This is a genomic window from Micromonospora sp. NPDC048843, assembly GCF_040649965.1.
GTDB lineage: Bacteria > Actinomycetota > Actinomycetes > Mycobacteriales > Micromonosporaceae > Micromonospora > Micromonospora hortensis.
Genome location: NZ_JBEZGJ010000197.1, coordinates 1 through 12,555, shown reverse-complemented (window position 1 = coordinate 12,555; position 12,555 = coordinate 1). Strand labels below are relative to the sequence as shown.

The 12,555-nt window shown below is 69.0% G+C and carries 7 protein-coding genes; 4 read left to right on the top strand and 3 right to left on the bottom strand.

Features of this window, described 5'->3' with window-relative positions; all coding sequences use genetic code 11:
• Positions 1 to 45: 45 nt before the first annotated feature.
• Complete coding sequence (locus AB0C20_RS31130; protein WP_357569315.1) at positions 46 to 2,370, bottom strand: PKD domain-containing protein; 2,325 nt, start codon at positions 2,368 to 2,370, stop codon at positions 46 to 48.
• A gap of 273 nt (positions 2,371 to 2,643) precedes the next feature.
• Between AB0C20_RS31130 and AB0C20_RS31125 the strand changes: the two genes are divergently transcribed.
• The 3 genes from AB0C20_RS31125 to AB0C20_RS31115 are packed head-to-tail and all read left to right on the top strand — an operon-like array spanning position 2,644 to position 5,956.
• On the top strand, positions 2,644 to 2,982 hold the full coding sequence (locus AB0C20_RS31125; RefSeq protein WP_357569314.1) for a glycosyltransferase: 339 nt from the start codon (positions 2,644 to 2,646) through the stop codon (positions 2,980 to 2,982).
• Between the two features lie 48 nt (positions 2,983 to 3,030).
• On the top strand, positions 3,031 to 3,621 hold the full coding sequence (locus AB0C20_RS31120) for a hypothetical protein (RefSeq protein ID WP_357569313.1): 591 nt from the start codon (positions 3,031 to 3,033) through the stop codon (positions 3,619 to 3,621).
• Entirely contained in the window at positions 3,614 to 5,956 is a 2,343-nt protein-coding gene (locus AB0C20_RS31115; RefSeq protein ID WP_357569312.1) for a hypothetical protein, read from the top strand. The genes AB0C20_RS31120 and AB0C20_RS31115 overlap by 8 nt, the downstream gene beginning before the upstream one ends.
• A 67-nt stretch (positions 5,957 to 6,023) precedes the next feature.
• Here AB0C20_RS31115 and AB0C20_RS31110 read toward each other — a convergent pair whose 3' ends face one another.
• Complete coding sequence (locus tag AB0C20_RS31110) at positions 6,024 to 8,330, bottom strand: PKD domain-containing protein (protein ID WP_357569311.1); 2,307 nt, start codon at positions 8,328 to 8,330, stop codon at positions 6,024 to 6,026.
• Between the two features lie 257 nt (positions 8,331 to 8,587).
• Positions 8,588 to 10,906 (bottom strand): PKD domain-containing protein, encoded by a 2,319-nt coding sequence (locus AB0C20_RS31105; protein ID WP_357569310.1) that lies wholly within the window; start codon positions 10,904 to 10,906, stop codon positions 8,588 to 8,590.
• A gap of 174 nt (positions 10,907 to 11,080) precedes the next feature.
• Between AB0C20_RS31105 and purB the strand changes: the two genes are divergently transcribed.
• Positions 11,081 to 12,555, top strand: a 1,475-nt coding sequence (gene purB, locus AB0C20_RS31100) for an adenylosuccinate lyase (RefSeq protein ID WP_357569309.1), incomplete at its 3' end; no start/stop codon positions are given.

Genomic DNA, 12,555 nt, shown 5'->3' with positions numbered 1-12,555 from the left:
CAGCCGCACCAGCGGGGGTGGGGGAGGTCGACAGTGCGGTTGGGCTCAGCCGAGGGTGAACCTCTCCCAGGTGCTGATGGTTGGGCCGTTGGCGATCAGCGGCTTGGATCCTGCGCCGTCGGCGCTGACGTACTTGTTGTTGACGGCGGCCTTGAAACTGACAGTGCCGTCGCTGCTGCGGACCATTGTGAACCGCTCCCAGCTGCCGGCCGTCGATGCGCCCGCGATCAGCGGCTTGGCGCCTGCGCCGGCGGCGGACACGAAACGGTTGTTGACGCGGGCGAGGAGGCCAACCTGCCCGTTGCCAAGATCCACCACGTCGAACCGCTCCCAACTGCTGGCGGTCGCCGCGCTCGCGATCAACGGCTTGGTCCCCGCGCCGTCGGCGCTGACGAAGCGACCGTTGACCCGGGCCTTCAAGGATCGGTTCGCGTCCGGTGCGACGACCTGGAGGAACTTCTCCCAGGTGCCGATGGTGGGCCTGCTGGCGCTCATGGCAAGCGTACCGCTGGGGTCGGCAGTCACGTACTGGGTGGTGATGGGGGCCTGGAGGCTGATGGTGCCGTCGCCGTTGCGCACCAGCGTGAACATTTCGCGTACGTCCACGAGAACGCTGTCCGCGGTCAACGTGACGTGGTCGAACTGGGAGATGGCGACGTAGCGACCGGCCGCCCGGGAGAAGAGGGCGACCTTGCCGTTGCCGGCGTCCGCCAGGTCGAACTGGGCAATGGTGCTCGGCTCGGCCTGGTCCGGTCGAAGCCCGAAGCCGGTCTGGTAACTCACGTAGCGGCGGTTGGACAGGGCGCGCAGACCAACGGTCCCGGTCGGCCGCAGCATGCTGATCTGAGTATGGCGAGTATCCGACCGGCCGTCGGTGCCAGTGACCGTGACGGTGACTTGGTAGCTACCCGGGTTCGCGTACGTGTGCGAGGCGATCGGGCTGGACTGGGTGACGACGCTGTCGTCACCGAACGAGAACCGGTAGGACGCGATCGGATTGAGACCGGGGGTGGAGGCGGACGCGTTCACGCTCACCGAGCGCGCCTGGATGTTGAGGGCGACGTCGAACGACACCACAGGGCTTCGGACAGTCTCCACGGTTCCACGGTCGGCGTACGTGACCGGGCCGGCGCCGGTGTTCGGCACGGTCGGGTCGTCGACGCGCGGCGAGCCGGCGTGGTCGAGGGTCGGGTAACCGGGGGCCGCCGAGTTCGCCGAGTCGATGTCGTCCCGGGCCTGTCCCGTCTCGCGGTCGTGCGCGGCCTGGCCGGAGGCGGCCCGGAACGCGGCGAGACCCATCCGGGTGTTCCAGGCGTAGATCTGCGGTGAGTCGTTGTAGTAGTGGTGGGCGTTGTTGTAGTCGACCACCGTCTTCCCGACGGCCCCACCGTAGACGCCGATCTCGACACCGTCGAGGAACGCCGGCTCGCAGTAGCCCTGGTTGAAGTAGCCGTTCGCGATCAGCACGTTGTTCTGCACGGAAACGCCGGACGATGCTCCGTCGACGCGGATGCCGTCGCGGCAGCGGTCCCTGATGGTGTTGTTGGTGATCGCCGTGCCGGTGGCCCCGTTGTTGTGCACGCCGTGGCCGCCACCCCCGGAAATCACGTTGTTGGCCACCACGGTGCCGGCCGCGGCGGGTCCGAGCGCGAGCGCCGCGCTGGTGAAGCCGTCGATGCGGCCACCAACGTACGAGTTGCCCGGCCCGTCGATCCGGACACCGACCGTGTCATCGGCAAGGAAGTAGTTGGCGTAGCCCTGCAGTGTCGTTCCCTGGATGTCCACGTCACTGCTTGCGGCGTCCACTGTGATGCCGGCGGCGGAGGTCAACCCAGTGACGCTTGTCTTCGACACGCTCGAGCCGGTTACACCGGCGAACCGGATCACCGGCGACGTCGCGGGAGTGTGCAGGGCGTAGGTGCCGCCCCGGATGGTGATGCCCGAGGAGTTGCGCACATCCGCGGCCGGCACGTCACCCGACCCGACGACGCGGATGTTCTGAAGCTCCACATCGTGCTGGCCGTCGATCACGAAGCCGGCCGATGCGCCGCTCAGGGTGGCGGAGGTGGAGCTGCTCGCGAACACGATCGGCTGTTGCGGAGTGCCGGACGAGGTGACGCTGACTCGCTCCATGTAGACACCGCCGCCGATGTCGACGGTCTGCCCGCCGGTGACGATCGCTGCCGCGGCGCTGATGGTGCAGAACGGCTGCGCCAAGGTCCCCGGGAACTGGTCGGAGCAGCCGGTGGCGAGGTTCTGCCGGACGTAGAGCGTCGTCGGAGCGTCCGCCTGGGCGGGCAGCGCGGTGCCCACCAGGGCGCCGCCGGTCAGTACGACTGTCGCGAAAGCGGCGAAGGAGGATTTACGCATGCGGGCCTCGAAGATGAGGAGGAACCGGCGACGCCGGGAGTCAGATAAGGCGATCTTGCATGATCAACAGCCGCGGCGTTGACCCGGGTGACAAAACGGCCACCCGCCGCGTGATCGTCCTGGTCGCAGCGGATCGAAGTGGCCGGCGGATAGACGTTCACGTCCTGTTCAACGGGTGGCCGACAGCCCGTGAGGTTGTCGGGTAACGGTGACCGTCCGCACCCCCGAACGAGGTGCGTTCGATGACACCTGCGTCCGGAACGGGGCCGGTAAGTGTTGGTGCTGTCTGTCGTCATTCCGATGTACAACGAGGCCGCGGTCATCCCGGCCCTGATCGCCCGGCTACGTCCGGTGCTCGACGCGCTCAGCGTCGAGTACGAGGTGGTGGCCGTCGACGACGGCAGCCGGGACGACACAGTCTCGGTGCTCTTCACCCATGCGCGGAGCTGGCCGCAACTGCGCCTGCTCCAGTTGCGCCGCAACAGTGGACACCAGGCGGCGTTGACCGCCGGGCTGTACCGCGCCCGTGGGCAGTGGGTGGTCAGCCTGGACGCCGACCTCCAGGACCCGCCGGAGACGGTCGCCGAGATGCTGCGGGTGGCCCGTGAGTAGGGCGTCGATGTGGTGTACGGCGTACGAGCCGACCGCAGCACGGACACCGTGTTCAAACGGCGCACCGCGCAGCTCTACTACCAACTGATGCGCCGGCTCGTCGGCGCCGAGGTGCCCGCCCAGGCCGGCGACTTCCGGCTGGTCAGCCGGGAGGTGATCGAGACCCTGCGTCAGCTGCCCGAACGCACGCCGGTCTACCGGCTACTGGTACCCGCGCTCGGCTTCGCCAGCGCGGAGGTGCGCTACTCCCGGGAGGTTCGGGCGGCGGGCGAGACGAAATATCCGCTGCCCCGGATGATCGCGCTCGCCTGGGACAGCGTCGCCAACTTCTCCGCGGCGCCGCTGCGTCTCGCCACCTGGCTAGGTGCGATCAGCTTCCTGGCCTGTCTCGGCCTCATCGGGTTCGGCGTCGTGGCGTACCTGCGTGGTCTGACCATCCCGGGCTGGACGTCGACCTTCGTGGCGGTCCTGCTCCTCGGTGGCGTGCAACTGGTCTGTCTCGGCCTGCTCGGTGAGTACGTCGGGCGGATCTACGCGACAGTGCAGGGTCGACCGACGTACCACGTCGGTGCCGACTCGGCGGAAACCGAGCTGACCCCCCCGTTTCCCGCCGCGCCGGTGGGTAGCGCCCGTGGCTGACTCGCTCGGGCTGGTGGAACGACAGGCCCCAGCACCCGCGCCGCACTTAGACCGACGACCCGCCCGGTCGCTCCGGTCCGCCGGTGTCGCGGCCCTGCCCTGGTCGGTGCTCCTCGCCGCGTTGCCGGCCGCCTGGTCGTACACCGACGTGCCCGCCGCCGACGTGCTCCGCTACGTGACCTACTGGTCGTTGGCAGTGGTGTTACCCGGCACCCTGGTGCACCGGGCGGTACGCGGTGGCCGCGGCAACCTGCCTGAGGACCTGGGGTACGGCGCGGCCACCGGCCTGCTCCTCGAAATCGGCGCCTGGGTCGCCGCGGCTGCCACCGGTCAGCAGCACCTGCTGCGGTGGTGGCCAGTGCCCCTGGTGTTGGCCTTCCTGGCAGTTCCCCGGCTACGTCGGCACTGGCGGGTCGGGGCCCGCCGGCCGCTTCCCCTCGCCTGGCACTGGTCCGTGGTCGCGGTGTTGCTACTCGTGCTGCTGTGGGCCGTCGCGCAGTGGCGTCTGGTGCCGCTCCCGCCGGTGAACCACAGCTACTACCAGGATCTGCTCTACCACCTGTCGCTGGTCCAGGAGCTGACCCGGGACCTGCCCTTCCAGCTGCCGCAGCTGGCCGGCGAGCCGCTGCGCTACCACTACCTGTCCGACGCGCACATGGCCGCCGGCAGCATGATCACCGGTATTCCACCCGCGACGGTTTTGCTCCGGCTGTGGCTGGCGCCGGTTGCCATCGTCAGCGTGCTGGTCACCGCCGGCCTGGCCCGGGACCTGACCGGCCGCTGGTGGGCGGGTCCGGTGGCGGGCGCGGCGGCCGGCCTCGGCATGCCGGTGGCCGTCAACTCGGCCATCGCGGACGGCGCCTTCGCGTTCTCCTTCTCCAGCCCGTCACAGACGTACGTCCTGCCGCTGCTGGTGCTGCTCGCCGGCATCTGCGTCGATGCCGTACGCGGGCGGCCGCTGGGCGTGGCCTGGGCGCTGCTGCCGGCACTCGGGCTGGCCTGTGCCGGCGCCAAGTCCAGCGCGCTGCCGCCGCTGATCGCCGGCGTCGCCGTGGCCGTCGCCGCCACCTGGTGGCAGAAGCGACGGCGGGTGCCCTGGCCGGCGCTCGGGACCCTGATCTGCCTCGTGGTGCCGATGGGCGTCGGCTATCTCCTCTTCGCCGGAGGCGGAGCGGGCACCCTGGCCCCACAGGCGTTCGCGTTCCTGCACGCGATGCCGCAGTACCGGGAGACCATCGGCGCGGGCGACGGGGTGCGCGGCGGCGGGCTGCTGCCGTTCGGTCTGAGCAGGGCTGGGGCGTCCGGTTGGCTGCTGACGTTCGTCCTGCTCGGCTGGTGGCTGCTGGTGCAGTTGCCCCGGCTGATCGGCATGCTGGTCCTCGCCGGGCCACGCCGTGCCGATCCGGCACCCTGGCTGCTGTCGGGCGCGGTGCTCGCTGGCGCGGGCGGCATCTGGACCCTGCACCATCCGTCGCTGAGCCAGGTCTACTTCTGGCTGGACGTGCTCCCGTTCGGTGCCGTGCTGACCGTGTGGCTGCTCACCCTCGTCCGGCCGCCGTGGCCGGTGGCGGTGTCCGCGGCGGTGCTCGGCGTGGCCTCGTATCTCCTTGTGCCCATGATGCCCCGGCCGGCCGCGACCATGGGGGGTTGGATGGGCGTCCTCGGCCGGTCGTACCTGCGGCTCGCGGTCCTACTCCTGCTGGGCGCGCTCGTCGCGGTCGGAGTCCGTGCGCTGCTGGGTCGCCGGGGCGGCGGCGGGCGGCGACGGACCGTGGCGGTGGCGCTGGCCGGCGTCACGGCGGCGCTGCTGGGCGCGAGCGTCGCCCGGGGCGTCGACGGTGCCGTCCGGGACGTCCAGGTCGCACCTGGGTTGCCCGCGTCGGTCGCGCAGCCGTCCACTGTGACGGCAGCGGAGATGCGGGCCGCGTTGTGGCTGGACGAGCACGCCGCGGACGACGACGTGGTGGCCACCAACGTGCACTGCCGACCGGTGCCGACCACTGCGCACTGCGACGCCCGCGCCTACTGGGTGACCGGACTGGGTGGGCACCGAACGGTGGTGGAGAGCTGGGGTTACACCGACGCCGCCCTTGCGGCCAACGGACGGCGGGGTCTCGGCTACGTACGGCAGGATCCGCCGGACCCGACCCGGTTCGCGCTGAACGAGAGGGTGTTCCGAGCACCCACAGCGACCGACCTGGACCGGCTGCGCGCCGACTACCGGGTCCGTTGGCTGTTCGCCGACACCCGGGCCGGCGAGGTGTCGCCCGCGCTGGCCGATCTGGCGGAGGTACACCTCGTCTCCGGCAGCGTCACGGTCTACGAGCTGCGCTGACTGGGCCTCCGCACGACGGCGCCCGCCGGACCCGAGGGTCTGGCGGGCGCCGATCGTGTGATGTGGATCAACCGAGGGTGAACGTCTCCCAGGTGCTGATGGCCGGGCCGTTCGTGATCAGTGGCTTTGAACCGGCGCCGTCGGCGCTGGCGTAACGGCCGTTGATGGCGGCCTGGAAGCTCACCGTGCCGCTGGCGCTGCGCGTGAGATAGAACATTTCCCAGCTGCCGACCGCCGGGGCGGCGGCGATCATCGGTTTGGTGCCGACGCCATCGGCGGAAACGAAGCGGTTGTTGACGTGCGCGAGCAGGGCGACCGTCCCGGAGCCGAGGTCCACGAGGTCGAACCGCTCCCAGGTGCTGGCGGTCCGGGCGGACGCGATCAGCGGCTTTGAACCGGCGCCGTCGGCGCTGACGTAGCGCCCGTTCACCCGGGCCATCAACGACTTGTTCGTGTCAGTGGTCGACACCTGGAGGAATTTCTCCCAAGTGCTGATCGTGGGCCGGCTCGCCGTCAGCGGGACGGTGCCGCTCGGATCGGCAGTGACGTACTGACCTGTGCTCGCCTTGAGACTGATGCTGCCATCAGTGTTCTTCGCGACGGTGAATGTCTCCCGGGCTCCCACCGATTGACTCGTCGCGGTCATCGCCGTCGGGTCGGCGGTTCCGATGGCGAGGTATCGGCCGGTGCTGCGAGAGAAGAGCGCGACCTGGTGGTTGCCGGCCGTCACGACATCGAACTGCGCGGTGGCGCCCAGCCGGAGCTGGTTCGCCCGAAGGCCGGTGGTGGCGTTGCCCGCGTCGATGTAGCGACGGTTGGACATGGTGAGCAGACCCACTGTCGAGGTCGGGTAGAGCACGCTGATCGGTTGAGAGCTGGTCGCCGACTGCCCATCGGTCCCGGTGACCTTGATCCACAGGCTGTAGTTGCCCGGGTTGGCGTAGGTGTGCGCAACCACCGGGCTCGACTGAGTGACGACGCTGCCATCGCCGAACGTGAACTCGTAGGACTTGATCGGATTCAAGCCCGGGGTGGAGGCGGACGCGTCCACAGTTACCTTCTGCGGCGCGAGGCTGAGCGTGACGTCGAAGGAGGCCACCGGAGGCCGGATCGTCTCCACCGCGCCCCGGTCGGCGAAGGTGACCGGGCCGGCGCCGGTGTTCGGCACCGCAGGGTCATCCACGCGCGGGGTGCCGGTCCGGTCCAGTTTCTGGAACCCGGGTGCCGCGGAGTTCGCCGAATCGTAGTTGTCCCGCTGTTGTTCCGTCTCCCGATCGTTAGCGGCCTGGCCGGATGCCGCCCGGAACCCGGCGAGGCTGGTCGGAGTGCCCCAGGCGTAGGAGTCGGTGCGATGGTGGTGCACGTTGTTGTAGTTGACCACCGTCCGGCCGACAGCGTCACCGTAGATCCCGATCTCGACACCATCGAGAGCCTTCGGGTCGCACCCGACCCGTCCGGCGAAGCCGTTGGAATCGAGCACGTTGTTCTGGATGGAGACTCCGGAAGAGGCCCCGTCGACCCGGATGCCGTCGAGGCAGCGCTGCTTGATGCTGTTGCTGGTGATCGCGGTGCCGGTGGCCCCGTTGTTGTGGATGCCGCGGCCGGCTCCGGCGGTGACCACGTTGTTGGCCACCACAGTGCCTGCCGCACCGGTCCCCAGGACGACAGCCGTTGCGGTGAAACCGCCGATGCTGCTTCCGATGACCGTGTTGCCGGGCCCGTCGATCCGGATCCCCACGCTGGGTACGTCAAGGGAACGGTTGACGTTGCCCGACACGGTCGTGCCTGAGATGTTCACGCCGCTGCTCGCGGCGTCCATTGTCACCCCAGAGGTGGCGGCCTTCCCCGAGACGATGCTCGTCTGCGTCAGGCTTGACCTGGTCACCGCCGCGAATCGGACCACGGGTGTTGCTGAGGAGCTGTTCAACGAGTAGCGGCCACCGCGGATCGTGATGCCCGAGACGTCGTGGGCGTCGACGGCGGGCAGGTCGCCCAATCCGTTGACCTGGATATTCTGGAGCACGATGTCGTGCTGGCCGTCGATGACGAAACCAGAATTCTCCCCGACCAGACTCGCCGAGGTGCCGACGAATACGACCGGCTGCTGCGGGGTGCCGGAGGTTCTCACCGTGACGCGTTCGCGGTAGCTGCCGGCACCGATGTCGACGGTCTGCCCGCCGGTGACGATCGCCGCAGCGGCCCCGATCGAACAGAGAGGTTGGGCGAGGGTGCCGGCGTTCTGGTCGGAACAGTCGGTCGCCGCCTGCCGGACGTACAGGATTGTCAGGTCATTGGCCTGGGCCGGGACGGTGACGCCAAGGGTTCCGCCCGTCAGGATGACGGTGGCGAGACCAGCGAGAAGCGGTGCGCGCATGAGTGTCCTCAAGGAGAGGGATCCGGAGTACGAAGATGATCATGCGGTATTGGGACGTGTGGCCCCGGCCGCGATCGTCGTTGATGTACCGATCTGAGCGATGTGCAACGAGAAGTTCGTGATCTCTTCATTGGGTGGCCCGTTGCCGGCAAGGTCGCCCGATCGCCTCCGTCACCCTCTGACAAGCTCCGCTGGCTCGTACGCGACGACGCCCGCCAGACCGGACGGTCTGGCGGGCGTCGAGGTGGTGATCTGGCTCAGCCGAGGGTGAACCTCTCCCAGGTGCTGATGGCCGGGCCGTTGGCGATCAGTGGCTTGCTGCCCGCGCCGTCGGCGCTGACGTACTTGTTGTTGATGCCGGCCTTGAAGCTGACAGTGCCGTCGCTGTTGCGGACCACGGTGAACCGTTCCCAGGTGCTGACGGCCGGGCCGTTCGCGATCAGCGGCTTGGTGCCTGCGCCGTCGGCGGACACGAAACGGCTGTTGGCGCGGGCGAAGAGAGCGATCTGACCGTTACCGAGGTCGGCGAAGTCGAATCGCTCCCAGCTACCGGCGGTCGCCGCGCTCGCGATCAGCGGCTTCACACCGGCACCGTCGGCAATCACGAAACGGCCGTTCACGCTGGCCTTCAGTGACCTGTTCGCGTCGGCGACCGGGACCTGGGCGAACTTCTCCCAGGCGCCGATGGTGGACCGGCTGGCGCTCATCGAGATGGTGCCGCTGGCGTCCGCGGTGACGTACAGGTTGTTGCTCGCCTTGAGGCTGACGGTGCCGTCACTGTTGCGGACGACAGTGAACTTCTCAAAGGCGCCGACCACCTGACTCTCGGCGTTGAGTGCTTCGTTGGCCGACTGCGTGACGTAGCGGCCGTTGGCCCGCGCGACGAGGGCCACCTGCCCGTTGCCGGCGTCCGCCAGGTCGTACTGCGCGGAGGCGGTCAACCCGACCTGGTTCGGCAGGAGAACCGGCGCGGACGTACCCACGTAGCGACGGTTGGACATCGCGAGCAGGCCCACGGAAGCGGTCCGCCGCAGCACGCTGACCTGCTCGGTGCTGCTGCCGACCAGGCCGTCGCTGCCCCTGGGGACAACGGTGACGTCATAGGTGCCCGGCTTGGCGTATTTGTGCGTGGCGATCGGACCGGACTGGCTCGTGTAGGAGGTGCCGTCGCCCCAACGGAACTCGTAACTATCGATCGGCACGAAGCCCGGCGTCGAGGCCGAGGCGTCCACCCTGACAGTGCTCGTGGCGAGGTCCACAGTGGCGTCGAAGGACGACACCGGGTATTTGATGGACTCCGTAGTGCCACGGTCGGCGTACGCGATCGGGCCTGCGCCGGTGTTCGCCACGGCCGGATCGTCCCGGCGTGGCTTTCCGCTGGTGTCAAGCTCCTGGTAGCCAGGTGCCGTCGAGTTCGCCGAGTCGACGTTGTCCCGGACAGAGGACGTGTACCGATCGTGTGTGGCCTGCCCGGAGACGGTGCGGAACTGGGTGAGACCCATCCTGGTTCCGTTCCACGAGTAGCCGGTCGCGGACGCGGACTGATGCCAGGTGTTGTTGTAATCGATCACCGTGCCGCTCGGCGCCGCGTCGTAGACCCCGATCTCGGCACCCTCGGGGGCCTGCGGATCGCAGTAGCCCTGGTTGAAGGCGCCGTTGTTGCGGAGCACGTTGTTCTGTACCGAGACCTGGGACGACGCCCCGTCGACCCGGACGCCGCCCACGCAACGGTCCTGGATGTCGTTGTTGGCGATGTCAGTGCCCACGGCTCCGCGGTTGTGGATGCCGTATCCGATCCCGCCCAGGATCCGGTTGTTGGCGATCACCGTCCCGGCGGCGGCAGGGCCCACCGAGATGGCAGCTCCGGAGAAGCCGGCGACATCGCCGTTAACTATCGTGCTGCGCGGCCCGTCGACTCGAATGCCCACGCCGTTATCGGCGGCGACGTGGTTCGGGGCGGTCGACACCAGCGTGTTGCTAACGCGCACGTCGCTGGTGGAGGCATCCATCGTCAATCCGTCGGCGAGCGCCGCTCCGGTGGCGATGAGGCCATCCAGCCATGTCCACGTCGCATTGGCGAGTCGGATGGCGGGCGCGGTGGCGACGTTCGCCATGGTGAATCTGCCGCCCGCGACCACTACGTTCGAGGCGTTCCGCAGATCGAGGGCGGGCACGTCGGCAGACCCACTGACATTGATTTCCTGGATATAGATGTCGTGCTGGCCGTCGACGACCAGCCCCGCGTTCGGACCGACGAGCGTCACCGGGGTGCGAGGAGTCTTGGCGACGAAGGAGATCGGCAGTTCCGGTGTGCCGGAGCTGGTGAGGGTGACGCGCTCGGCGTAGGTGCCGCCGTCGACCCAAACCGTCCCGCCGGCGGTCACCACGGCGGCTGCTGCACCGATCGTGCAGAACGGATCGGCCTCGGTGCCGGGCCCCTGGTCGGAGCAGTTCGCATCGGCCTGCTTGACGTACAGAATCACAGGGTCGTCTGCCTGGGCGGGTGCGCCGGTGGCCAGCAGGGTGCCGCCGGTCACCGCGATCGCGGTGAGGCCGGCGAGGGATCTTTTACGCATGCATGCCCTCTGTCGTGAAGGGTGGATTCGGCTTCGCCGGAGATCAGATGGAGCCATGATCCGATACCGGCGGGTAACGCACCGCCCCGGGTGACAAAACGGCCAACCTGTCCCACCGGCATCGGTAGTGGCCTCGCGGATGGGCGACCCGCCGGGTAGGAGAGAATGAGGCACGTGACGACGATCCCCAACGTGCTGGCCAACCGGTACGCCTCGCCCGAACTGGTCGCCCTCTGGTCCCCGGAGGAGAAGGTACGGATGGAGCGGCGGCTCTGGCTCGCCGTTCTCCGCGCTCAGCGCGACCTGGGCGTGCCGGTGCCGGACGGCGTTGTCGAGGCGTACGAGCGGGTGCTCGACCAGGTCGACCTCGCCTCGATCGCCGAGCGGGAGCGGGTCACCAGGCATGACGTGAAGGCCCGGATCGAGGAGTTCAGCGCGCTCGCCGGGCACGAGCACGTGCACAAGGGGATGACCTCTCGGGACCTCACCGAGAACGTCGAGCAGCTCCAGGTGCGCGCCTCACTGGAGCTGATCCGCGACCGGGTGGTGGCCACCCTGGCCCGGTTGGCCTGGCTGGCCCACGAGCACTCCGAGCTGGTCATGACCGGCCGTTCGCACAACGTGGCGGCGCAGGCCACCACGCTGGGCAAGCGCTTCGCGTCGGCGGCGGAGGAGCTGCTTATCGCGTACGAGCGGCTGGAGGAGCTGATCGCCCGCTACCCGCTGCGGGGGATCAAGGGACCGGTCGGCACGGCCGCCGATCAGCTCGACCTCTTCGACGGCGACGCCGACAAGGTGGCCGAGCTGGAGCGACGGGTCGCCGAGCACCTGGGCTTCTCCCGGGTGCTGGACAGCGTCGGGCAGGTCTACCCGCGCTCGCTCGACTTCGACGTGCTGGCCGCGCTGGCCCAGACGGCCGCCGCGCCGTCGTCGCTGGCCACCACGATCCGGTTGATGGTCGGTCAGGAGTTGGCGACCGAGGGCTTCAAGCCGGGTCAGGTCGGTTCCAGTGCGATGCCGCACAAGATGAACACCCGCTCCTCGGAGCGGGTGAACGGCTTCGCCGTGATCATTCGGGGTTACCTGTCGATGGTCGGCGAGCTGGCCGGTGACCAGTGGAACGAGGGGGACGTGTCCTGCTCGGTGGTCCGCCGGGTGGCACTGCCGGACGCGTTCTTCGCCGCCGACGGGCTGTTCCAGACGTTCCTCACAGTGCTCGACGAGTTCGGCTCGTACCCCGCGGTGATCAACCGGGAGCTGGAGCGCTTCCTACCGTTCCTGGCCACCACGAAGATCCTGGTCGCGGCGGTCCGGCGGGGCGTCGGCCGGGAGGTCGCCCACGAGGTGATCAAGGAGCACGCCGTGGCGGTGGCCCTGGCGATGCGCGAGAAGGGCTCACCGGAGAACGACCTCTTCGACCGCCTGGCAGCGGACGGCCGACTCGGCCTGTCCCGCGCCGACATCGACACCCTGGTCGCCGACCGCAACGCCTTCGTAGGCGCCGCCCAAGCCCAGGTGGCAGCGGTGACCAGCCGAATCACCACTGTCGTAACCGCCCACCCAGAAGCGGCCACCTACTCCCCACCCCCCATCACCCGTACGCCGGCACCACCAGCACGAGAGCCAGGCTGGCGGACAGGACGCGGCGC

Bases quoted from the DNA above. Each gene is read 5' to 3' on its own strand.
- AB0C20_RS31130 (WP_357569315.1), bottom strand. From the start codon at position 2,370: ATGCGTAAATCCTCCTTCGCCGCTTTCGCGACAGTCGTACTGACCGGC.
- AB0C20_RS31110 (WP_357569311.1), bottom strand. From the start codon at position 8,330: ATGCGCGCACCGCTTCTCGCTGGTCTCGCCACCGTCATCCTGACGGGC.
- AB0C20_RS31105 (WP_357569310.1), bottom strand. From the start codon at position 10,906: ATGCGTAAAAGATCCCTCGCCGGCCTCACCGCGATCGCGGTGACCGGC.